This window comes from Pseudomonas fluorescens (genome assembly GCF_902497625.1).
Classification (GTDB): Bacteria; Pseudomonadota; Gammaproteobacteria; order Pseudomonadales; family Pseudomonadaceae; genus Aquipseudomonas; species Aquipseudomonas fluorescens_BQ.
On the sequence record NZ_CABVGX010000011.1, the window covers coordinates 75207 to 97823 of the forward strand.

The following is a 22617-nucleotide window of genomic DNA, read 5'->3' on the forward strand; positions in this document are numbered from 1 at the left end:
GATCAGGCGCTGAAATGAACAGGCCGTGTGAAATTCGATTTCACACGGCCTTTTTATTATCAGTTACCCGAGACCCGAACCGATCTGAGCCCCATCAGCCGCAGCGCCGCCGCGAACTCTGCCAGATTGGCGTAGCGTCGACCGCTGACAGTTGGCCACGCGGGTCGCTCGATGTAGAGCATCCCGAGGTAGTGGCGGATTGGTGTGCGAACCAGCGTGCCGTCATTGCTACGATGGATGAGCGTGCTGTTTCCGTCGATATTCATGACCGTGCAATCGCCCGGGTCGAGCAAAGCTTTCTCCAGTGACTCGGCCAGGGTCACACTCGCCGGTGTATCCAGTTGCAGCCGCAAGTCGTTTTTAACGCTGGTCAGCGGTCGATTGAATTCATCGGTCGCAATGTACCCCGGATCGACTTCAATCCCTCGGGCCGTGCCTGCCGGCGCGCTCTCGATCCGCAGACTGATCCCGCCTTCCAGCTCGCTCACGCCAGGCACACCTTCCCAGATGGCTGAGTGGCTGTCGCCGACCAGTGCCACCCAGCGGTGAGCACCTCGGGCGAATTGATCGGCAACGATCACTTCATGCGCGAAAAAATTCATCATCTTCTGGCGGAAAGTGCTGGTGACACTCTGCATGCCATTGCTCCTGTAACTGGCCAGGCAATCAATGGCCTGGAGCCGGATATGGCTTTTTCGAGCCGCCTTGACCAGTTCCAGAAAGTTGAATTGCCCGCTGGGGTCAGTGCCATGTCCTGTGTCCAGGTTTTTCAGGTAACGCTCAAGCTCTTCAGACAAGGTGCCGGTGCGGTTGAAAGCGTCCAGATCGGCCTGGTGAAAGTCAGTCAGCAGGTGCTCCATGTACAGTGTCCTGACTTTCTGCTTGCTCAGCACTTCCATGTTTTCTATCAGAAACTGCTTGCTGCCGACGCTCGCGTGCTTCTCACCGACCACCAGCCCCGGTGCGCTGTTCAACAATTTTTTGATGATGTCTTTGTTGGCTGAGCGGGCTGGTAATTGCGGAATTTCGGCGCGGGGAGGCAAGGGACGCGACTCGAAGAAGGTTGTGGCGTCACGGTACAGCGTCTGCCTCATGGCCTTGAAGGCTTCGATCGGGTTGCTGCCATCAGGTTTGGCTGGCTGGAGCAGATAGTCCTTGAGTTCGTATTTGCTGCTGGTGCCCTGGGCGATGTTGTTGAGATCTTCGCGTAGAGCCTGAGGCATGTCGTAGAGGGTTGGCGGGCTGTCAATGTCCGGCAATGGTTCGCTGGCTCGGCCCCAAGGCCACAGCCCATCGAATTTGCCGCCACCCAATAGCCCGGGTCGCTGGATTGGCTGCCAGGTTCCCGCCTCGTCCAGGCGAATGGGCAAGTTTCGGTGGAAGGAGTAAGGGTTGCCCGGGTCGATGATGACCCAGGTGTTCAACTCATTGACATACCGCACCTGATAAAAGCTGTCGTCGATGCACACATAGTGGCCACCGCTGGACGGTTGGTAGATGCCCTGGTATTTGCCGTCGCTGGCCACCGGCTCCAGACCGTCCAGAATTTCATTGGTTTCGAACTCTGAAAGCAGTGCCTCTCCCTCTTTGGCATAAGCCGGGCCGGGGGCCAGCCGGGCGATAGCGGGAAGGCCCGACGAGTCATCGAGCACCGGCTCGGCAACGTCTTCCTGAACCGTGAAGGTTTCACTGGCTTCAGCTGCTTCAGCTAGCTCCGATGCCCCGCGCAGGAAGGGCAAGTTGAACAGGGTTTCGATGCCGCTTGAAATGGCTCCGACGACGCCGGCCCTGCGATCAGTCTTTGAACTGCCATTGACCGCTTGATCAATGTTCAAGCCCATCGAAGCGATGCCCGCACCTACCGCAGCCAGTGCCACCGGCCAGCCGACCACGGCCATTGAGCCAAAGACGTGGAGGAAGGCGTTCAGATAGCCAATCCACATCTTCTCGCGCAGTTCGCCATTTGAGTGCAATGACAAATCTGCATCACTGGCCATCCGTGACTTCACGGAATCTCGCAGCCAGCTGAAAACGTCGCCAGTGATGGGCCTGGTTTTCTGATTGATCAGATGGTGATCGCTTTTCCCCCAGTTTGAGTAGAGCAGGTCGATCATGGCGTTCAGGCCAATGTTACCGTCGTCCTGCTGCTGCGCGGCCAGGGGGAAATGCGCCATGAAACGGGCCCTGTTTTGCGCCTGATTGTTTTGTCCCAGAAGCCACCAATGCAGATCGGTGGGGCTCGCGAAAATATGGAAGCCGTCGACTTCACCCGGTGTATAGAGAATCTGCACGCCATGGCGGTCGGTGATACAGAGGATATCAGTGGCGGTGTAACCGCCGATATCCAGTGGGTAAACCAGCAGCTCAGCGTCAACTGACGCCTGCGCTTCGAGCATGGAGCGGCTGATCGGCCACGTGACATTGCCGGCAACGGCTTTGATCACGGTCTTGAGGTTGTCGTTGTTCAGCCGTGAGCCATCGTGTTCGTCCAGTGCCTGGGTCAAAAAGTTAAGCTTGGCAAGGGTTCGATAGTCCGCCGAATGAAGGGTCCAGAACCGCTGCATTTTTTGCCGATACAAATCGCTGAAGTTGATCGCCCAGAGATCGTTGATCACTTTGCTCGGGTACATGCGGACTTCGTTGGTTTCGTTGTATATGGCGGCGTCGGGGCCTTCGTTGTAGAAACCTCCATAGTTATCCAGCAGGTCCGCGTTGTCCTGGTCATGTGCGCGGAAGCGCTTGACCACCAATTGCGGCAAGGTGAGGGATTGCGAGGGTGTGGGATCGTGCTCCCACCCCAGAAATGCACGGGGGCTGCTGACCGACGTATTATTGAAGCGATGCCACCAGACCTGGCTCGGGTCTATGTTTTTGATCCCGTGCTTATCCAGAATACCCTGCGCGGCGTCATGCGCCATGGCGTGCAAATCGGGACAGGCGTCGGTGAAAGGCAATACCAGCGCCCTTAGCGCCAGTTCGTCCGCGGGGTCGGGAAGCAATAACGCCGGGGACAGGTTCAATGTGCTCAATTCTCGCTCCTTGAGAAAGTGAATGTCTGAGTTCAGTCAGGAATACGACTCTGTAACTCCAGGCCAAATGGAGCCATTTTCCCGGCCATTTGTTCAAGACTGACGAAAGCAACATCGTTCAAATCGGGCCAGTTGGGGTTATGGATTGAAAAGTGACCGTCTGCGGATTGTTGAACCGCCGTGCGAACAATCATTCCGAGTCGGCTGCGATGCAGTAGCGTGTAATTTCCAGCCGTTTTTTCGAACAGGAAATAGCCTGGATTAATAAGCAGAGTTTGAATCTTCTGCTCGCTCCAGATGACTGGCGATGCCGGGATCCGCAGGCGCAGATCGCCGTATAAAACGCCGGAATTACCCATCATGATGTCGCCTGGAAACGACTGTCCGGGCACTTCCACTCCCGGATCGATATCGACACCTGAGGTCTCTCCCGGATTGACTTCCTCTATCCGCAATCCGATGCCTCCCTGCATCTCACTGATGCCTGGTATCCCTCTGAACGTATTGATGTTTTCCGCCCCGCTCAATACAACCCATTTACCGGGGGAGTTATACGACCTATCAGTAATCATGATTTGATCGGCCAGGAAGTTGTTCCTCAACTGCTGTTGAGGCCCACGGTCCGGCGCTTTGTAACTGACCGCGCAATCGAGCGCCTGAATACGCACGCCGTTGTCTCTGGCCGTCTTGACCAACTGCAGCATGTCGAACCGTTCCGCCGGGTCTGTGCCAAGGCCGGACAGGTAGGTTTTCAGGTCCTGAGACATATCGCCGGTTTCGTAAAATGTATTGAGCTCGTACTGCGCGAAATCATTGAGCAAGCGGCGCACGTAGATCGTTTTAGCGTGTCGGGCCAGCGAGGGCATGTTTTCAATCATGAAACGCATGCTGGTAATGCGGTCAAAGGTTTCGCCAACCACCAGGCCAGGCGCCGCTTCGAAAATACGCGCTATGAGATCGTCCATTGGCATGGCTCGACTGATTACGGGCATCACAGGCCGCGGAGGCAAGTTGGCCCAGGGAGCCCCTGCAAGATATCTTTCGGCTGCCCTGATAAGGTTATTGAGCTGAGCCCGATAAGTGTCGTTGTAAGGGTCTATGCCTGCCTCGGTATCGGACAGATCCAGCGCCCAGCTTCTCAACGATGTCTGCAACCGCGGCGGCAGGTCATAATTGGTGCTCACCAGGCGAACCGCTCGAGCGCTCGACGGTTGCGGCGCCATGCCGGGCTCAGTGGACGGCAGCACGTCGGGCTCGACATCAACCGTGGCCGTACATCCCTTGCCCATGCATTGCCCACCGCCGTTGAGCCTCAGTGCGCGCATCCGCTCCCATCGGCCTTCGGCATTCAAGCGAACCGGCAACGAATGAGCGAACTGGTTGGGTCTTTCCGGGTCGACGATGGCCCAGTAACCGCCGCCTCTGGAGTCCTTGAAGTAACGCACGTAGTAGGCGTTGTCATCCAGCAGTATGGCGTAGGACGGGTCGCTATCGAGCCGGTGAATTCCCTCGAATTTGCCGGATTCGTTAACCACTGAACCGTCATCGAGGATTTCATTGCATTGATACCTGGACGGCACTTCAGGCGGTGCATTTGTTGCGGGCTCAACTGTGGCGGGCTCTGCGATGTTGACCGGCACACGGTCGCTCTCAACCGGCGTGTTGACCTCAGGCTTGACGCCGGTCTGCAAATCAGCCTCAGCCGGTTCGAAAAATTCCGTGAGCTCTGCCATCTCGGCGGCTTCAGCAGCTTCAACTTGCGCACCAATCTCCAGCGTTGCGCCAGTACCTTTGAGAAAGGGCACATTGAACAGGACATCTATACCATTGAGCACCGCGCCGATAACGCCTTGCTTGCGATCGGCGGCGGTTTTGCCATTCACTGCCTGGTCGATGTTCAGGCCCATGCTGGCGATGCTTGCTCCGATAACCGGCAGTGCGACAGGCCAGCCAACGGCCGCCATCGGGCCAAAGACTTTAAGGCCGGCGCTGAAGTAGCCGATCCACAATTTTTTGCGTAACTCGCCATTGGAGGTCAGCGACAGGCTGGCGTCCGCTGACATGGCGCTGCGGGTTGATTCGCGCAGCCAACTGAACGCGTCACCCTTTATCGCTTGGTTAGTCTGGTTGATCAGGCGGTGATCGGCCTTGCCCCAACCGCTGACCAGCCGGTTCATGATATCGCTGATGTTTTCCTCGATCTCGTGGCGATCAGACAAAGGAAAGTGGTCGAGAAATGTGCTGCGCGGCGCGTTTTCATTCATCTGCTGCAAAATCCACCAGTGCATGTCCGCTTCACTGTCCACGACATGAAACGCCTGCACTTCACCCGGCAGATACACGATCTGTCGGCCGCCAGGATCCACGATGCGTATAAGGTTGGTGGCGACGTGGCCGGCGACATCCAGGGCTCTCACGTCATTGCCTGCGGGGTGCATCGTTTTCAGCATTTTCAGGCTGACTGGCCAGCTGATGGGCCCTATGACCGAGTCGATGAGGCGTTGGAAGTCATCGCCACTGAGTTGCTTCTGTTCCAGCGCCTGAACGGCACAACTGAGAAAGTTGCACTTGGCCAGGGTGCGAAAATCGTCCGAAGATGTGCGCCAGAAATGGGCCAGCCGCTCTCGATACAGCGTGCTGAAATCCAGGTCCCAGAAGGCTTTCAAGACTTCGTTGCCGTGCAGACGGACCTCGTTGGTGTCATCGAAACTTTCAGCGTCGGGGCCGGCCGAGTAAAAACCGCTGTACAGGTCCAGCAGATCGGCATTGTCCTTGTCAGTGACGCGGAAACGGTGGATTACCAGTTGCGTGAGCGTCATTGATTCATAGGGTTTTTCGAAGGGATGTTCCCAGCCGGTGAACGACTTCGCGCTGCTTTGAGAGGTCTTGAATCGGTGAAAATAAACCTGGTCGGGATCAATGCCCTGAAGGCCTCTCCTGATGAGGAGGTCGCTGGCGACCTCATGCGCAACGTCCTGCAGGCTCGGGCAGGCCGGAATGAGCGTAGCCGCGATTGCCTTGAGCGCGGCCTTGTCCCGGGCATTCGGCAAGGGGTGGATTTCGGAAGAGTTCACGCTGTTCATCCTTGAGAAAATGGCCAATGAGCTTGGTCCATTCGCTTTCGGAGAATGCACTGCATATGTACCGCACAAGAGCGTTGAGTGTGTGTCAGCTCAGCGCCGTGCGACATCCGAAAAATAGAATTTGTCCAGGGTGTGTCGCGACTCCGTGTATTCGAATTGCCGACCATCCTGCAAGAATGTCTGATTGCTGACCACGATCACATGGCTCTGGTCGTCAAGGTCGAGGTGCTGCTGGTCTTCTCTGTTGCGCGGCACTGCTTCGATGGTGCGCCGGGCGTAGGCAATTTGCAGTTGCAGTTGCTGTTCGATGAAGGCGTAGATCGAGTGTTCGGCAATATCCCGCGTCAGGCCTGGAATCACGTCGCTGACGAAATGGTTGATGTCCAGAATGACGCGTTTCCCGTCGATCCTCCGCACCCGTTTGATCCGGGTGATCAAACTGCCTTCCTGCGCCTGAATATGTTCGAGCAACGGGCCCTCGAGCGGCAGCTGTTCGAACTCGACCACTTCGGTACTGACGTCATCGCCCAGCCCGGGTCCGGTTTCCTGAAAGCTGACGATGCCGCCCAGCTGAAGTTCGATCGGGCTGGTCGACAGCACGAAGGTGCCTTTGCCGTGAATTTTTTGCGCGAAGCCGCGCTCCTGAAGTTGCTCGATGGCCTTGCGCACGGTGCCGCGACTCGCCTGATAGCTGTCCATCAGTTCGGTCTCGGAAGGTAACCGCGCGCCGCGTTCCAGACGTTCGGTAGTGATACTGGCAAGCAGATCGCTGTAGATCTGGTTGTATTTACTCATGGGAATGGCTCTGTGCCGCATTGCTCGAGGTGTCGAACCTTAAGGGCAGGGTAGGCAATTGTCCATGCAGGTTTGGGCGACTTCTCTTTTATCAGTAGGAAAAGTCATCGCGTGATTTACGCGAAATAAACTAAATCATACTCGTCTGTACCAGTGGTTGATTAAACTCGTACAGACGAGTACTTTTCACGTCGGCGTGCTGCCAATAACAAAAACCCATAGCGGAAGAACAAGCATGAGCCACGACTATCCGAACATCGTCACCGCCTTGCTGCAAAGCCTCGGTGGCAGTGACAACATCGAGCAGGCCGCGCACTGCGTGACACGCCTGCGCCTGGCGCTGAAGGATTCAAATCTGGTGAACAGCGCCACGCTGAATCAGATCGATCTGGTCAAAGGCTCGTTCTTCACCGGCGGCCTGTTCCAGGTGGTCATCGGCCCCGGTGAGGTCGAAAAGGTTTACGCCGAACTGCGCCGTCAAACCGGTCTGGCGGCGGCAACCATCGCAGATGTCAAACAGAAAAGCGCCGACAAGATCAACCCGATGCAGCGGCTGGTCCGGGTTTTTTCCGATGTGTTCATGCCAATTCTGCCGGCGCTGATCATTGCCGGCCTGCTGATGGGTATCAACAACCTGATCGGCGCCAAGGGTATGTTCATCGAAGGCCTGACGCTGCTTGAGGCCTACCCGGCGCTGGACGGGTTGTGGAGCCTGATCAACCTGATGGCCAACACGTCGTTTGTGTTCCTGCCGGCACTGGTGGGCTGGTCAGCGGCCAAACGCTTTGGCGGCAGTGAAATCCTCGGCATCGTGCTCGGCTTGATGCTGGTGCACCCTGATCTGCTCAACGCCTGGAACTATGGCAAGGCCGTGGCCGGGCTGGACGGTCAGCGTCTGCCGTACTTTGACATTCTCGGGCTGTTCCAGATCGAGAAGGTCGGCTACCAGGGGCAGATCCTGCCAATTCTGCTGGCGGCCTACGTAATGAGCGTTATCGAGAAATGGTTGCGGGCGCGGGTGCCGAACGCAGTGCAGTTGCTGGTCGTGCCGATCACCACCATCGTTGTCACCGGCGTACTGGCGCTGGCCGTTATCGGTCCGGTGACGCGGCATCTGGGGATTCTGATCACAGAAGGCCTGGTCACGCTGTTCGAACTTGCGCCGATGGTGGGTGGGGCGATCTTTGGTCTGCTGTACGCACCGTTGGTGATCACCGGGATGCACCACATGTTCCTCGCGGTCGACCTGCAGCTTATTTCCACGCAAGGCGGCACGTTCATCTGGCCGATGATCGTGATGTCCAACCTCGCTCAGGGCAGTGCAGCACTGGCCGTCTTCTACATGGCCCGCAATGCGCGGGATAAGAGCATGGCATCGACTTCGGCAATATCGGCCTACTTCGGCATTACCGAACCGGCGATGTTTGGCGTCAACCTGCGCTACAAATTTCCGTTCTACGCAGCACTGACGGGTTCTGCGCTGGGTTGCATTTTTCTGTCATTGAACAGGATCCAGGCGTCAGCCATCGGCGTCGGGGGCTTGCCAGGCTTCATTTCGATTATTCCGCAATACATCCCGATGTTCGTGATCGGCATGGTGATTGCCATGGTCGTGCCGTTTGTACTGACCTGCGTGTTAAGCATGAAGATTGTCCGGCCCGGTTATCGGGTTGCCTGACAGACCGCCTTCGCGAGCAGCCTCGCTCCCACAGGATGAGCGCATTGCTGTGTGGTAGCGAGCTTGCTCGCGATAAGGCCCGGACGGGCAGCACAAAACTTACTGAAGGAATATCGCCATGCAAGACTGGCAACGCTCGGTGATCTACCAGATCTACCCGAAGAGCTTTCACAGCAGCGCCGGCAACCCCACCGGCGATCTGCTCGGGGTGGTCGCCAAACTCGATTACCTGCAGTGGCTGGGTGTCGACTATCTCTGGCTCACACCGTTTCTGCGCTCACCGCAGCGTGATAACGGCTACGACATCAGCGACTACTACGCCATCGATCCTAGCTACGGCAGCATGGCCGACTGCGAGTTGCTGATTGCCGAGGCCGGCAAGCGCGGCATCAAGTTGATGCTCGATATAGTGGTCAACCACACCTCCATCGAACACAGCTGGTTTCAGCAGGCCCGAAGCAGTCTCGACAACCCTTACCGCGACTTCTATATCTGGCGCGATCAGCCGAACAGCTGGGAATCCAAATTCGGTGGTTCGGCCTGGGAGTACGAAGCGCAGACCGGTCAGTATTATCTGCATTTGTTTGATCACACCCAGGCCGATCTGAACTGGGAAAACCCTCAAGTACGCGCCGAAGTGTTCAGGATGATGCGGTTCTGGCGCGACAAAGGGGTCGGAGGTTTTCGTCTGGACGTGATCAACCTGATCTCGAAACCGATGGATTTTCCGGACGATGAAAGTGATGGTCGGCGCTTCTACACCGACGGCCCGAACGTCCATCAATATCTGCAGCAAATGCACCGCGAAGTCTTCGCCGGCCATGACCTGATCAACGTCGGCGAGATGTCATCGACCAGTCTTGAACACTGCATCCAGTATTCACGGCCGCAATCAAAAGAACTGTCGATGACATTCAACTTCCATCACCTGAAAGTTGATTACCCGAACCTGCAAAAGTGGGTTCGCGCTGACTTTGATTTCCTGGCGTTGAAGCGCATTTTGTCCGACTGGCAAACCGGTATGCAGGCTGGCGGCGGGTGGAACGCATTGTTTTGGTGTAACCATGACCAGCCGCGCGTGGTTTCGCGTTTCGGCAACGACGGCGAGTACCGCGCACTCTCGGCGAAGATGCTCGCCACTGCGCTGCATTTTCTCCAGGGCACGCCCTTCATTTACCAGGGCGAAGAGCTCGGCATGACCAACCCGGGTTTCGATCACATCGATCAATACCGCGATGTGGAGACGCTGAACATCTTTCGACTCAAGCGCAGCGCGGGGGCCAGTGATGCCGATAACATGGCGGCGATCATGCAGAAATCCCGTGATAACAGCCGCACGCCAATGCACTGGAACGCCGAGGCGACTGCCGGTTTCAGCGTGGCGCAACCGTGGATCGGCGTGCCGGCGAATGTCGCGCAGATCAATGTCGCAGCGCAGCTCGACGACCCCGATTCGGTGCTGCATCACTACCGCCAGTTGATCGCATTGCGTCGCACCGAGGCGCTGATGTCGGACGGCGTCTACCGGCAAATTCTGCCGGAGCACACGCAGATCTGGGCGTATGCGCGCGAGGGCGATGGAGAACGTTTGCTGGTGCTGAACAACTTCTACGGTTCGCCTTGTGAAGTGCTTTTGCCGCCTGAAATGCTCAGCGAATCGATGACGCAGCGCTTGGTCATCAGCAACTATCCGGATTGTCCTCAACGCAGAAGGCAGATCGTATTAAGACCTTACGAGTCTTTGGTCTTGCACATGACCGAATGATCCACCGCTAAAGAACAACAACTTTAAAAAACACGCAGAACGCTGCGCGGGGGATTTTTGCGCGTCGATTTTGCTGCTGCACACAATAAAAATAATGGAGTGGCTCATGAGCAGAACAATAAAACTTGGCTTCGCAATTGCCGGCGTATCCCTCGCAATGCCATTTACCGTCGAAGCGCTGGAGTTTGGTGGCTACTTGCGTAGCGGTGTCGGGACCTCGGTAAACGGTAGTTCTCAATCGTGTTTTCAACTGCCGGGGGCGCAAACGAAATATCGTTTGGGTAATGAATGCGAGCAGTACGGCGAACTCGAACTGCGCCAGGATTTAGTCACCCTGGATGACGGCTCGACACTCAGCGTCGACGGTATGGCTTCGCTGTATAACCAATACGATCGCAGCCTGACGTTCAAAGGCGATACCGGTTCGGTCCGTATGCCGCAGTTGTACGCGCAATGGTCAAACATGCCTGCTTTCAATGGCGGCTCGTTGTGGGCGGGGCGACGTTATTACAAGCGCAACGATATCCACATCACCGACTTTTATTACTGGAACCAGAGCGGCACGGGTGGCGGTATCGAGGACGTACTGATCGGCGGTCTGAAATATAGCTACGCCTTCTCACGCAAGGACAACCTGTATCAGAAGGACTCCATCAATCGACACGATTTCAATGTGGGCGGTTTCGATACCAATGCCGGCGGAGAGCTGGAGTTCGGCCTGAGCTATATCGACAAGCCCGATCGCCGCGATACACACCGGGGCTGGGCGATCAGCACTCAGCATGTGCAACAGGGATTTCTGGGCGGCAAGAACAAACTGGCCTTTCAGTACGGCGAAGGGCCCGGCACCGGGCTGGGCTATACCGGTAATGTACGACTGGATGACAGCAATAGAAGCTATCGGATTGTAGAGTTCTTCGATTGGCAGACAACGCCGCGATTCGGCGGACAGTTTCAGGCGGTTTATCAGAAAGACATTCGAGCGGGCGGTCGCGATCAGAACTGGATGTCCCTCGGCGTGCGTCCCACGTATGCGCTGAGCGAGCAGTTCAAACTGGTCACTGAACTGGGTCATGATCAGGTCGAGGCCGCGGGTGGCACGCGCAAGCTGAGCAAGTTCACCGTGGCGCCAACCTGGTCGCCCAAGGGCCCGGAATTCTGGGCACGGCCCGAGGTACGGTTGTATTACACCTACGCCACTTGGAACCAGGCTGCCAAACGAGCGGCCAATGAGCTGGCGAAAGGATCGGCTTTATCCGACACCGGCGCATTCGGCCGCGCGCGCCACGGTGCGAATGTCGGTTTGCAGGTTGAGTACTGGTGGAAATAATGCCCAATCAATCAGACGCCTCGAGATCGCAAGTCTCTTCAAAGAACACAACCCCAGGTGATGTCATGGCCACGCCCCAACCCTTGCAACTGCTCGCGCCACTGTCCGGCCTGCTTATGCCTCTGGATCAAGTGCCCGACCCGGTGTTCTCCAGTCGCGTGATTGGCGACGGGTTGTGTATTGATCCGACCTCGCAGACGTTGTGCGCCCCGATGGCTGGCGTGATCAGCAATGCGCCGGCCAGTGGGCACGCCATCAGCATCACCGACGACAATGGCGTACAGGTTTTGCTGCACGTCGGGCTCGACACGGTAAAACTCGCCGGCACAGGCTTCACGCGTCTGGTCGAGGAGGGTCAACGGGTCACGACCGGCCAGGCGCTGATCGAATTTGATGCCGATTACATCGCCCTGAATGCGCGCAGCCTGCTGACATTGATGCTGGTGGTCAGCGGCGAGGCGTTCACCTGGCTGGCACAGGACACTGGCCTGGTGGAATGTGGTCAGCCACTGATCAATTTGCAACCTGTGGCGCCAGTCACGCAGGCTCTGCTGCCGGAGGAGGGAACATCTCTGACTTCGATGTCGGTGACACTGCCAAACCCGAACGGCTTGCACGCACGACCGGCCGCTGTTTTTGCCCAAGCGGCGAAGGGTTTTTCAGGAAACGTTTACCTGCACAAAGGGCAACACAAGGCTAACGCCAAATCCGTGGTGGCGATCATGGCGCTGCAGACGGCTTTCAACGACATCGTGCACGTGAGCGCGACGGGCACCGACGCCGACAATGCGATCAGGACGCTGCCGCGGCTGCTCGCTGCAGGGTGCGCTGAAGTGACCACCGTCGCACCGGTCGCAGTGAAGACACTCAAGGATTCATCGCCGACAGTGCTGCGCGGTATCTGTGCTTCTGCGGGTTCGGCGTTTGGCCAGGTGGTGCAAATTACGGAAAGTACCTTTGAGGTCAATGAGTTCGGTGCAGACTTGCAGACCGAGCGGGACCATCTTTCCCGTGCCCTGATTGCTGCGGATGTGGATTTGCACCTGCTGTCGCAGGCAAAAACCGGAGAGCCTCAGGCCGATATTTTCAAGGCGCATCAGGAGTTGCTTCAGGACCCGAGCCTGCTGGATCAGGCACATACCCTGATCGGCGAGGGCAAGAGCGCCGCGTTCGCCTGGCGTACGGCTACCGAAACGACGGCTGCACTGTTCATGAATATGGGCAGTCCGTTGCTGGCCGAGCGCGCCGCCGATCTGGCGGATGTCGGCCAGCGTGTACTCCAACTGGTTCTCGGCGTGCAGGATCACGCGATGGACCTGCCCGACGGGGCGATCGTTATCGCCGAGCAGCTGACACCGTCCCGCACCGCTGCGCTGGACACGCGCAAAGTGCGAGGGTTTGCCACAGTCGGTGGTGGCGCCACCAGTCACGTCGCGATTCTCGCGCGGGCGGCCGGACTGCCGGCGATCTGCGGCTTGCCGGTGCACGTGCTGACGCTGGCCACCGGTACGCGAGTGTTGCTCGACGCCGACAAGGGCGAGCTGCATCTTGATCCGGAAATCGCGGCCATCGAGCAGCTGCAAGCCCTCCGTCAGCAACAACAGCAACGTCAGCAGCAGGCGCTGGCCAATGCTTCGCTGCCAGCCTGTACCCGTGACGGTCATCGCATCGAAGTGACGGCCAACGTTGCCTCACTGAGCGAAACCGAACAGGCCGTTTCCCTGGGCGGTGAGGGCGTAGGTTTGCTGCGTTCGGAGTTCCTGTACCTGGACCGCAACCACGCGCCCAGCCATGATGAACAAGCCGCCACCTACGGCGCGATCGCCCGGGCACTGGGCCCAATGCGCAATCTGGTGGTCCGCACGCTGGACGTCGGCGGTGACAAGCCACTGGCGTACATGCCGATGGAGCGGGAAACCAATCCGTTTCTGGGTATGCGCGGGATTCGCCTGTGTCTTGAGCGTCCGCAGTTACTGCGTGATCAATTCAAGGCCATCCTCGCCAGCGCCGGTCTGGCCCGTTTACACATCATGTTGCCAATGATCACGCAACTCTCGGAGCTGCGCACGGCTCGGCAGCTGCTGGAAGAAGAGGCGCAGGCGCTCGGCCTCGCGCAACTGCCGCAACTGGGGATCATGATCGAGGTGCCTGCAGCCGCGCTGATGGCGGATCTGTTTGCGCCCGAAGTGGACTTCTTCTCGATTGGCACCAACGATCTGACCCAGTACACCCTGGCCATGGACCGCGATCACCCGCGGCTCGCAAGTCAGGCCGACAGTTTCCATCCGTCCGTATTGAGATTGATCGCCTGTGCGGTAAAGGCAGCGCACGCTCACGGCAAATGGGTCGGCGTATGTGGCGCGCTCGCTTCGGAAACCCTGGCGACACCGTTGTTGCTCGGGCTCGGGGTGGATGAGCTATCGGTAAGCGTGCCGCTGATTCCTGCGGTCAAAGCCGCCGTTCGCGAGGTGAATCAACTGGACTGTAAGGCTATCGCCGAGCAAGTGCTCGGCCTGGAAAGTGCAGAACAGGTGCGCGAGGCGTTGCGGATTTATCACGAGGCAACGGTCGATACTTCACAGTTTCTGGAGGGCTGAAAATGTTCGAGAAAATGCAGCGGGCGTTCTGGAAGGCGTTGACGCCGGATCTGGTGGTGGATGAGTCGCAGGAGACCGCGCCGCCGATGTCTGGCCTCGTGCCGCAGATTGTGGCGGCGTTGGGGGGTGTCGATAACCTCAAATCGCAGCAACCTGTGGCGCTGACCAGGGTTCGCGTGGAGTTGCGTGATGTGGCGCGGATGGATCGACAGGCTTTGAGTCTGGCCGGTGTGCCGGCAGTCATGACCCTGAATGACGGCATTGTGCATCTGATCGCCGGCCACGCGCACTGATCGTTCTGCTGTGAACAGGTCTTGCTGTGGCTAAGAGGCTTGGCGAAACTTCGCAGCGTTGTGTTCGGCTGCGCGGCAGCTTGAAAACGGCTGACGCGGCTCGGCTGGAAGGATGCCGAGGCCGCTTCGCGCCCCAACGGGGGCAAGCCCCCTCGCCACAGTGGGTGTACCAGACCGATACCCTGCGGCCATCCGCCGCCCCACCCTTACTGTTTCTCAACTGCGGGTGTATCGTATTCGCCTTTTACAGGCCCACGGGCCTGATGTTGATTCGTGAGGTAGTTGAGTTCATGTCCTTTACCCGTCGCCAAATCCTCGGTGGCCTGGCCGGTCTTGTTGTCGTTGGCGTCGGAGCGGGGGGCGCCTCGCGGTATTGGCTGGGCAAGATGGCCGATGCGGACGCCGGTCACGACTATGAACTGATCGCCGCACCGCTGGATGTCGAACTGGTCGCCGGGCACAAGACGCCGGCGTGGGCCTTCGGGCCGTCGGCGCCGGGCACCGAGTTGCGCGTGCGTCAGGGCGAATGGCTGCGGGTGCGATTCATCAATCACTTGCCGGTCGCCACCACCATTCATTGGCACGGTATCCGCTTGCCGTTGGAAATGGACGGCGTGCCTTACGTTTCTCAACTGCCGGTATTGCCCGGTGAATACTTCGATTACAGATTCCGTGTGCCGGACGCCGGCAGCTACTGGTATCACCCACACGTAAACAGCAGCGAAGAACTCGGTCGCGGGTTAGTTGGCCCGCTGATTATCGAAGAGCGCGAGCCCACCGGTTTCAAGTACGAGAAAACCCTGAGTCTGAAAAGCTGGCACGTCGATGAAGAGGGCGCGTTCGTCGCGTTCAGCATTCCCCGAGAAGCGGCGCGCGGCGGCACCGCCGGGCGGCTGTCGACCATCAACGGCGTGCCGGTGCCGGTGATTGATTTACCCGCCGGGCAGATCACCCGCGTTCGCTTGCTCAACCTCGACAATACCCTGACTTATCGTCTGAACATTCCCGGCGTCGAAGCGCAGATCTACGCGCTGGACGGCAACCCGATCGAGCCGCGCCCGCTTGGCAAGGAATACTGGCTTGGCCCCGGCATGCGCATTTGTCTGGCGATCAAGGCGCCGGCGGCTGGCGAGGAATTGTCCCTGCGTAACGGCCCGGTGCGCCTGGGCACGTTGCGCTCGGTCGCCAACAGCGAGGCGCCAACTCAATGGCCGCCGGCTTTGCCGGCCAATCCGGTAGCCGAGCCGGACCTGGCCAATGCCGAGAAACTCAACTTCAATTTCGAATGGGTCGGCTCGGTGTCGGTCAACGTCGACAACGGCAAGCCGCCGAGTCTGTGGCAGATCAACGGCCAGGCTTGGGATATCACTGACAAGACCTGCGCCGACCGCCCCATCGCAAAACTCGAGAAGGGCAAAAGTTACATTTTCGAATTGAAGAACATGACTCAGTATCAGCACCCGATTCACCTGCACGGCATGAGCTTCAAGGTCATCGCCTCGAACCGGCACAAGGTGATCCCGTATTTCACCGACACCTATTTGCTGGGCAAGAATGAGCGCGCGCAAGTCGCGTTGGTGGCGGATAACCCGGGCGTGTGGATGTTCCATTGCCATGTTATCGACCACATGGAAACCGGCCTGATGGCCGCCATCGAGGTGGCGTGATGCGGCAGATTCGACCCGCAGCGATCATCGACCGCAGTCGTGATCGAGATTTCATGCGCGAAGCCCTGACGCTGGCGGCACAAGGCGCAACGCTGGGCGAAGTGCCGGTGGGTGCGGTGCTGGTGCAGGATGGCGAGATCATCGGTCGCGGTTTCAATTGCCCGATCAGCGGCCACGACCCGAGCGCCCATGCGGAAATGGTCGCGATTCGTGCCGCTGCCTTGGCTGCCAGCAATTATCGTTTGCCGGGTAGCACCCTCTACGTGACGCTTGAACCGTGCAGCATGTGCGCCGGGCTGATCGTGCATTCACGGATTGCGCGAGTGGTGTACGGCGCGCTGGAGCCCAAGGCCGGGATCGTGCAGAGTCAGGGGCAGTTTTTTACCCAGGGTTTTTTGAATCACCGGGTGTTGTTTGAGGGGGGGGTGTTGGCGGAGGAGTGCGGGGCGGTGCTGAGCGAATTCTTCAAGGCCCGGCGGGCCAGACCAACAGACCAGACCTAAACCCAATGTGGGAGCGAGCCTGCTCGCGATGCGGTGTGTCAGCCAACATTTTGTTGGATGTGAAACAGTCATCGCGAGCAGGCTCGCTCCCACAGTGGAATCTCCATTGGCCGGGTGATCGGTGTTTATTTGCGCGCCACGATAACGGCACGCATCGGCGCCGGTAATCCCTCAATGGTCTTGCTGTGATCCTCGGGATCGAGAAAATCACTCAGCGACTGAAACTTCATCCATTGCGTCCCGCGCTGTTCCTCGACCGTGGTCACGCTCACATCCACACATCGCACATCCGTAAACCCGGCGCGGCGCAGCCATAGCATCAGCGCAGGCACCGACGGCAGGAACCACACGTTACGCATCTGTGCATAACGGTCTTCCGGCACCAGCACCTGCTGCTGATCGCCTTCGATCACCAGGGTTTCCAGCACCAGCTCGCCACCCTTGACCAGGCAATCCTTCAGCGCCAGCAAGTGCTCGATCGGTGAGCGACGATGGTAAAACACGCCCATGGAAAACACCGTGTCGAAGCCTTCGAGTTCCGGCGGCAGGTCTTCGAACGGGAAGGGCAGATGCCAGGCGTTCGGTTCGGACAGGTAACGTTGAACCGCCTGGAACTGGCAGAAAAACAGCCAGTTCGGATCGACCCCAATCACGCTGTCGGCCCCGGCGCCGAGCATGCGCCACATGTAATAACCGTTGCCGCAGCCGACATCGAGGATGCGTTTGCCCTGCAGATCCAGGTGCGGCGCGACGCGTGACCATTTCCAGTCGGAACGCCATTCGGTGTCGACGTGCACGCCAAACAGATCGAATGGGCCCTTGCGCCATGGCGACAAGCCCATCAGCGCGCTGTGCATTTGCGCGCGGGTTTCTTCGTCGCAATCGGTGTCCAGCTTCAGGCCGTTGAGCAGGTCGACTTCGCTCGGCTGAATCTTCGGCAACGCGTCCAGCGCACTTTGCCAGCGCTCCAGATCGCCGTGACCTTTTTCCATTTTCTTGTCGAGCTGCGCTTGCAGGGTGTTAGCCCACTCGGCCAGCGGTGTGCCGGCCAGACGGCGGGCGAGGGGGGACAGATCAATCATGGCAAGGCAATCAACGAGGCAAAGTTAAGACACTGAAACCACGGCACGACTTTCGAAAAACCGGCCGCCAGCAGGCGCTCGCGGTGTTCTTCGAGGCTGTCGGGTTTCATGACGTTTTCGATGGCGCTGCGCTTCTGGGCGATTTCCAGTTCGCTGTAGCCGTTGGCGCGTTTGAACGCGACGTGCAGATCGGTCAACAGCGCCTGTTCTTCAGGGTCGGTGAAGCGCAGTTTTTCCGAGAGAATCAGCGCGCCGCCAGGTAGTAGCGACTGACGGATACGCGCGAGCAACGCAGTACGCTGATCGGGGGCGATGAATTGCAGGGTGAAATTCAGCGCCACCACCGAGGCCGGCTGGAACTGCAGGGCCAGAATGTCGCCTTCGATCACTTCGACGGGCAGCAGCTCCTGGAACATCGAGTCCTGGCCGTTGAGGTATTCGCGGCAGCGCTCGACCATCGCCGCCGAGTTATCCACAGCGATGACGCGGCACCCGTCGGTGCGTACGTGACGGCGCAAGGCCTGAGTCACCGCGCCCAAGGACGAGCCGAGGTCGTAGAGCACGCTGTTCGGCTGGGCAAATTGTGCCGCGAGCACGCCGAGGTTTTCGACGATGGTCGGGTAACCTGGCACCGAGCGTTTGATCATGTCCGGAAACACCCGCACCACGTCTTCGTTGAAGGCGAAGTCAGGCACCTGGGCCAAAGGCTGGGCGAAAAGGCGATCGGGTTCTTTGCTCACGGCGGTTCCGGCGGCTTTGGTGGAAAGGGCCGGCATTTTAGCCAAGTTGGCGCTGGTATGCGCGGGTTGTCTGATAAACCGCTTCCGTAGCGTTAGCAAGTCTGTAGCAGCTGCCGAAGGCTGCGTCCGGCCGCAAGGCCGTTGTGACTTTCCACCACGTCACTTCAGGTCTATCGAGGTCATGCAGGGCGAGGGCTTCGCCCTCGGACGCAGCCTACGGCAGCTGCTACAGAGTGCGGTGGTTTTGCTTTTTTAGATCGAACGCCGACGCCGTGATCGCCCATTGTCCCAACCAGTAGCTGAGGATAATCACGTAGGGCGCGGCATGGAACGGTGCTACAAAACGGTCGATGCCGATCACACTGTCGGAAAATACAAAGGCCAGTGCGCCAGCCGCTGCCAACCACGCCGAACGCTTGGGCACGTCGGTGCCCAGCCGTGCCAGCGCGCGCCAGAGCATTGTGCTGATGGCCACACCGTAAATAATCACCGGAACCAGTAGTGGACCGAGATCATTGGCAATCAGGATGCCCAGCAATAAAGTCCCTACGCCGCAAGCGATGAGCAGCGGCAACACTGCCAAGCGCCGGCAATCACTCAAATAGGCTTTCAGGTAAGCCAGATGAGCGACCAGAAACGCTCCCAGCCCGAAGACAAATAAATCCCCCGGCCATGCCAGAAGCACGTCACCCAGCAGGGAAAAGATCAGGCCCAGGCTGATCCAGCGCCGATAGTCGCTGGCCGGAGCGTCGTGCAGCCAGCCGAGCAAGGCCAGCACCGGCAGCGGCTTTACCAGCAGGCAAAGCAGCGTGGCGTGCACGGTCAGGCCGTAGATAAAAGTTACTGCCCCCATCAACGCCAGGATCAGCCAACCCACGATCAGTTCACCGAAATGGCACAGTCGAATGTTTCAACCGGCAACACTTCCGGCGCCCACGGTTGCTGCGACGTCAGGCGCAAACGACCGTTACCGGAAGCGAATGCCTGAAAGCGCCAGGTGGAGACGCCGGCAGCGCCAACGACACCGGCGTCTTCCGGATTGCGATAAACCTCTGGTCCTAACGCATGCAGCACGCCACCGGCCGAGTCCTGAATGGCCCAGCGATAGCCCGTGGTCGGATTGCTGGGCAGCGTCAATATCAGGTTTTGACCGTTGCGCATTTTCAATGGGCACGCGCTCTGTTTTTCCACGGTCAGGTTTTGTTTCGATGGCGAGGCGCAACCCGCCAGCAAGACGAGGGCGATAGGGACCAGCAGGCGGGTGGGGGACATGGGATCAGCGGCTCCGGATGTTCACGACGAACGGCGAGCATAACCGAAGATGAGACAAATTGTGACGGCGCCTTGGTCAGGGGTGACTGCGCAGCCGCCATCGCGGGCAAGCCCGGCTCCTACAGGGATTGGCGGTGGAGGACCATGCGCGTTTCAACTGTAGGAGCGAGTCTGGTCTGGGCGGCATTCCGACGAAAGCTATCGAGCAGGCACTGAATCCCTGTCAGAACAGTATCTTCGCCACATCCGCAAAGCGCTTGGCAAAGTGCACGGTTATCCCTTCCTTCAAATAATCCGGCAATTCATCAAAGCTGCCACGGTTCGGCTCCGGCAGTATCAATTCAAAGATCTTCTGCCGCCGCGCTGCAATCACTTTCTCGCGCACACCTCCGATCGGCAGCACGTGACCGGTGAGCGTCAGTTCGCCGGTCATGGCCACGCCTTTTTTCGGCGCCTGGTTGCGGGCGAGGGAGAGCAGGGCGCTGGCCATGGTCACGCCGGCGCTCGGGCCGTCTTTCGGTGTGGCGCCTTCAGGAACGTGCAGGTGGACAAAGGCTTCGTCGAAGAACTTCGGATCGCCGCCGAACGATTTCAGGTTCGAGCTGACGTAGCTGTAGGCGATTTCCGCCGACTCTTTCATTACATCACCGAGTTGCCCGGTGAGTTTGAAGCCACGGTTCAGGGTGTGGATACGCGTTGCTTCGATCGGCAGTGTTGCGCCGCCCATGCTGGTCCAGGCCAGGCCCGTAATAACGCCGGTGCCGGACAGTACTTGTTCGTTGCGGAATACTGGGTGGCCGAGGGAGGCTTCAAGGTCTTTTGGCGCAATTTTGATCACGGCTTTCGGCTCGTCGATCAGCTTCACTACGGCTTTGCGCACCAGTTTGCCCAGCTGTTTCTCTAGCTGACGCACGCCGGCTTCCCGGGCGTAACCGTCGATCAGGGCTTTCAATGCGCTGTCGCTGATTGCCAGACTGCCTTTCGAGACGCCGGCTTTTTCGAGCTGCTTGGGCCACAGGTGGCGTTTGGCGATGGCGATCTTTTCTTCGGTGATGTAACCCGACAAGCGAATGATTTCCATCCGGTCGAGCAACGGCCCGGGGATCGAGTCCAGGGTGTTGGCGGTGCAGATGAACAGCACTTTGGACAGGTCCATGCGCAGGTCGAGGTAGTGGTCGAGGAATTCGACGTTCTGCTCCGGGTCGAGGGTTTCCAGCAGCGCCGACGCCGGATCGCCCTGGTAGCTCTGACCCATCTTGTCGATCTCGTCGAGCATGATCACCGGGTTCATCACTTCAACGTCTTTCAACGCCTGCACCAGTTTGCCCGGTTGCGCGCCGATGTAAGTGCGGCGGTGGCCCTTGATCTCGGCTTCATCGCGCATGCCGCCCAGGCTGAAGCGGTAGAAGGGGCGGCCGAGGGATTCGGCGATGGACTTGCCGACACTGGTTTTACCCACGCCCGGAGGGCCGACCAACAGCACGATCGAGCCGCTGATTGCGCCTTTGTAGGCACCCACAGCGAGGAACTCAAGGATGCGATCCTTGATGTCATCCAGGCCGGCGTGGTGTTTATCGAGCACTTTGCGCGCGTGTTTGAGGTCCAGTTTGTCATCACCGTAGACGCCCCAAGGCACCGAGGTGGCCCAGTCGAGGTAATTACGGGTGACCGCATACTCTGGCGACCCGGTCTCGAGGATCGACAGCTTGTTCATTTCTTCTTCAATGCGTTTGTGTGCCTGGGGCGACAGAACCTTGCCTTCCAGGCGCTGCTCGAACTGCTCGATGTCGGCGCTGCGGTCGTCCTTGGTCAGGCCGAGTTCCTGCTGGATGACCTTGAGCTGTTCCTTGAGGAAGAATTCGCGCTGATGTTCGCCGATCTTGCGGTTCACTTCAGCGGAGATTTCTTTTTGCAGGCGTGCGACTTCGACTTCCTTGCGCAGCATCGGCAGGACTTTTTCCATGCGCTTGAGCATCGGCACGCAGTCGAGCACTTCCTGCAGTTCGTTGCCGGTGGCCGAGGTGAGCGCGGCGGCGAAGTCGGTCAGCGGTGACGGGTCGTTGGGGCTGAAGCGGTTGAGGTAGTTCTTCAGCTCTTCGCTGTACAGCGGGTTGAGCGGCAGCAGTTCCTTGATCGCGTTGATCAGCGCCATGCCGTAGGCCTTGACCTCATCGGTCGGCTCGGTGGGCTGGTGCGGGTATTCGACTTCCACCAGATACGGCGGGCGATGGTGCTTGAGCCAGGTGCGAATGCGTACGCGGGTCAGGCCCTGGGCGACAAATTGCAGTTTGCCGTTTTCGCGGCTGGCGTGGTGCACCTTGACCAGTGTGCCGTAGAGAGGCAGGGCGGAGGTGTCGAAATGGCGCGGGTCTTCCTGGGGGGTGTCCATGTAGAACAGGGCCAGGGAGTGGTGTTCGGATTTGCTGACCAGGTCGAGGGTTTCGGCCCAGGGTTCTTCGTTGACGATGACCGGCAGGACTTGCGCCGGGAAGAACGGGCGATTGTGGATCGGGATGATGTAGACCTTGTCTGGCAGGTTTTGCCCGGGCAGGGCCAGGCCTTTGCCAGTGGAGGAGTGTTCGGCGTTTTCGGGGTCGGCGTATTCGCTCAGGTCTTCGGGCAATTCTTGCTGGTCGCTCATGGGGCACCTGCACAATGGAGTATGGCTCTTAGATGGGGCGGGTCGGGGGTGGTTTCAATGGTCGTCGATATTTCGGGGTGTGTTTTGGGCGCGGCGGCCTCTGGGACCAGAGCAGTGAATGCTCGCGCGGCCCCCTGTCAGT

General features: G+C 58.8%; 15 protein-coding genes. 7 read left to right on the forward strand and 8 right to left on the reverse strand.

The window, feature by feature from the left end:
- Positions 1-59: 59 nt before the first annotated feature.
- The 3 genes from F8N12_RS09475 to treR all read right to left on the reverse strand — a co-directional run bounded on the left by F8N12_RS09475 (position 60) and on the right by treR (position 6907).
- Positions 60-3029: a membrane-targeted effector domain-containing toxin gene (locus F8N12_RS09475; RefSeq protein ID WP_224787687.1), complete on the reverse strand. Its 2970-nt coding sequence runs from the start codon at positions 3027-3029 to the stop codon at positions 60-62.
- Between the two features lie 32 nt (positions 3030-3061).
- The gene (locus tag F8N12_RS09480; RefSeq protein ID WP_224787688.1) at positions 3062-6130 is read right to left on the reverse strand and encodes a membrane-targeted effector domain-containing toxin; all 3069 of its coding nucleotides are present in this window, start codon (positions 6128-6130) and stop codon (positions 3062-3064) included.
- 72 nt (positions 6131-6202) lie between these two features.
- Positions 6203-6907, reverse strand: a complete 705-nt coding sequence (gene treR / locus F8N12_RS09485; protein WP_150580222.1) for a trehalose operon repressor — start codon at positions 6905-6907, stop codon at positions 6203-6205.
- 235 nt (positions 6908-7142) lie between these two features.
- Between treR and treP the strand changes: the two genes are divergently transcribed.
- The 7 genes from treP (at position 7143) to tadA (ending at position 16740) form a co-directional block, all read left to right on the forward strand.
- A complete protein-coding gene (treP, locus tag F8N12_RS09490) occupies positions 7143-8585 on the forward strand; it encodes a PTS system trehalose-specific EIIBC component (RefSeq protein ID WP_150580223.1) in 1443 nt (480 codons plus the stop codon).
- 118 nt (positions 8586-8703) lie between these two features.
- Positions 8704-10350: an alpha,alpha-phosphotrehalase gene (gene treC, locus F8N12_RS09495; protein ID WP_150580224.1), complete on the forward strand. Its 1647-nt coding sequence runs from the start codon at positions 8704-8706 to the stop codon at positions 10348-10350.
- Between the two features lie 106 nt (positions 10351-10456).
- The gene (locus F8N12_RS09500) at positions 10457-11680 is read left to right on the forward strand and encodes a maltoporin (RefSeq protein WP_150580225.1); all 1224 of its coding nucleotides are present in this window, start codon (positions 10457-10459) and stop codon (positions 11678-11680) included.
- 65 nt (positions 11681-11745) lie between these two features.
- Positions 11746-14277, forward strand: coding sequence for a phosphoenolpyruvate--protein phosphotransferase (ptsP, locus tag F8N12_RS09505; RefSeq protein ID WP_150580226.1), 2532 nt, complete (start codon positions 11746-11748; stop codon positions 14275-14277).
- Between the two features lie 2 nt (positions 14278-14279).
- Complete coding sequence (locus F8N12_RS09510; protein ID WP_150580227.1) at positions 14280-14570, forward strand: PTS transporter subunit EIIB; 291 nt, start codon at positions 14280-14282, stop codon at positions 14568-14570.
- A 290-nt stretch (positions 14571-14860) separates the two neighbouring features.
- Entirely contained in the window at positions 14861-16237 is a 1377-nt protein-coding gene (locus tag F8N12_RS09515; protein ID WP_150580228.1) for a multicopper oxidase family protein, read from the forward strand.
- Positions 16237-16740 carry a tRNA adenosine(34) deaminase TadA gene (gene tadA, locus F8N12_RS09520; protein ID WP_150580229.1) on the forward strand — a complete coding sequence of 168 codons (504 nt, stop codon included), beginning with the start codon at positions 16237-16239 and terminating at the stop codon, positions 16738-16740. Before F8N12_RS09515 ends, tadA begins: the two co-directional genes overlap by 1 nt.
- A 125-nt stretch (positions 16741-16865) precedes the next feature.
- Here the strand turns inward: tadA and cmoB are convergent, their stop codons facing one another.
- The 5 genes from cmoB to lon all read right to left on the reverse strand — a co-directional run bounded on the left by cmoB (position 16866) and on the right by lon (position 22475).
- A complete protein-coding gene (gene cmoB / locus F8N12_RS09525) occupies positions 16866-17822 on the reverse strand; it encodes a tRNA 5-methoxyuridine(34)/uridine 5-oxyacetic acid(34) synthase CmoB (RefSeq protein ID WP_150580230.1) in 957 nt (318 codons plus the stop codon).
- Positions 17819-18598: a carboxy-S-adenosyl-L-methionine synthase CmoA gene (gene cmoA / locus F8N12_RS09530; RefSeq protein WP_191623140.1), complete on the reverse strand. Its 780-nt coding sequence runs from the start codon at positions 18596-18598 to the stop codon at positions 17819-17821. The genes cmoB and cmoA overlap by 4 nt, the downstream gene beginning before the upstream one ends.
- 190 nt (positions 18599-18788) lie before the next feature.
- On the reverse strand, positions 18789-19439 hold the full coding sequence (locus F8N12_RS09535) for a lysoplasmalogenase (protein ID WP_150580232.1): 651 nt from the start codon (positions 19437-19439) through the stop codon (positions 18789-18791).
- 2 nt (positions 19440-19441) lie between these two features.
- Positions 19442-19834, reverse strand: coding sequence for a protease inhibitor I42 family protein (locus tag F8N12_RS09540; RefSeq protein WP_150580233.1), 393 nt, complete (start codon positions 19832-19834; stop codon positions 19442-19444).
- A gap of 223 nt (positions 19835-20057) precedes the next feature.
- On the reverse strand, positions 20058-22475 hold the full coding sequence (gene lon / locus F8N12_RS09545; protein ID WP_150580234.1) for an endopeptidase La: 2418 nt from the start codon (positions 22473-22475) through the stop codon (positions 20058-20060).
- Positions 22476-22617: the final 142 nt, after the last annotated feature.

What these genes read in the sequence shown, in the direction of transcription:
- treR (WP_150580222.1), bottom strand. Translation starts at nt 6,907, where the DNA reads ATGAGTAAATACAACCAGATCTACAGCGATCTGCTTGCCAGTATCACT.
- treP (WP_150580223.1), top strand. Translation starts at nt 7,143, where the DNA reads ATGAGCCACGACTATCCGAACATCGTCACCGCCTTGCTGCAAAGCCTC.
- treC (WP_150580224.1), top strand. Translation starts at nt 8,704, where the DNA reads ATGCAAGACTGGCAACGCTCGGTGATCTACCAGATCTACCCGAAGAGC.
- F8N12_RS09500 (WP_150580225.1), top strand. Translation starts at nt 10,457, where the DNA reads ATGAGCAGAACAATAAAACTTGGCTTCGCAATTGCCGGCGTATCCCTC.
- ptsP (WP_150580226.1), top strand. Translation starts at nt 11,746, where the DNA reads ATGGCCACGCCCCAACCCTTGCAACTGCTCGCGCCACTGTCCGGCCTG.
- F8N12_RS09510 (WP_150580227.1), top strand. Translation starts at nt 14,280, where the DNA reads ATGTTCGAGAAAATGCAGCGGGCGTTCTGGAAGGCGTTGACGCCGGAT.
- F8N12_RS09515 (WP_150580228.1), top strand. Translation starts at nt 14,861, where the DNA reads ATGTCCTTTACCCGTCGCCAAATCCTCGGTGGCCTGGCCGGTCTTGTT.
- tadA (WP_150580229.1), top strand. Translation starts at nt 16,237, where the DNA reads ATGCGGCAGATTCGACCCGCAGCGATCATCGACCGCAGTCGTGATCGA.
- cmoB (WP_150580230.1), bottom strand. Translation starts at nt 17,822, where the DNA reads ATGATTGATCTGTCCCCCCTCGCCCGCCGTCTGGCCGGCACACCGCTG.
- cmoA (WP_191623140.1), bottom strand. Translation starts at nt 18,598, where the DNA reads ATGCCGGCCCTTTCCACCAAAGCCGCCGGAACCGCCGTGAGCAAAGAA.
- F8N12_RS09540 (WP_150580233.1), bottom strand. Translation starts at nt 19,834, where the DNA reads ATGTCCCCCACCCGCCTGCTGGTCCCTATCGCCCTCGTCTTGCTGGCG.
- lon (WP_150580234.1), bottom strand. Translation starts at nt 22,475, where the DNA reads ATGAGCGACCAGCAAGAATTGCCCGAAGACCTGAGCGAATACGCCGAC.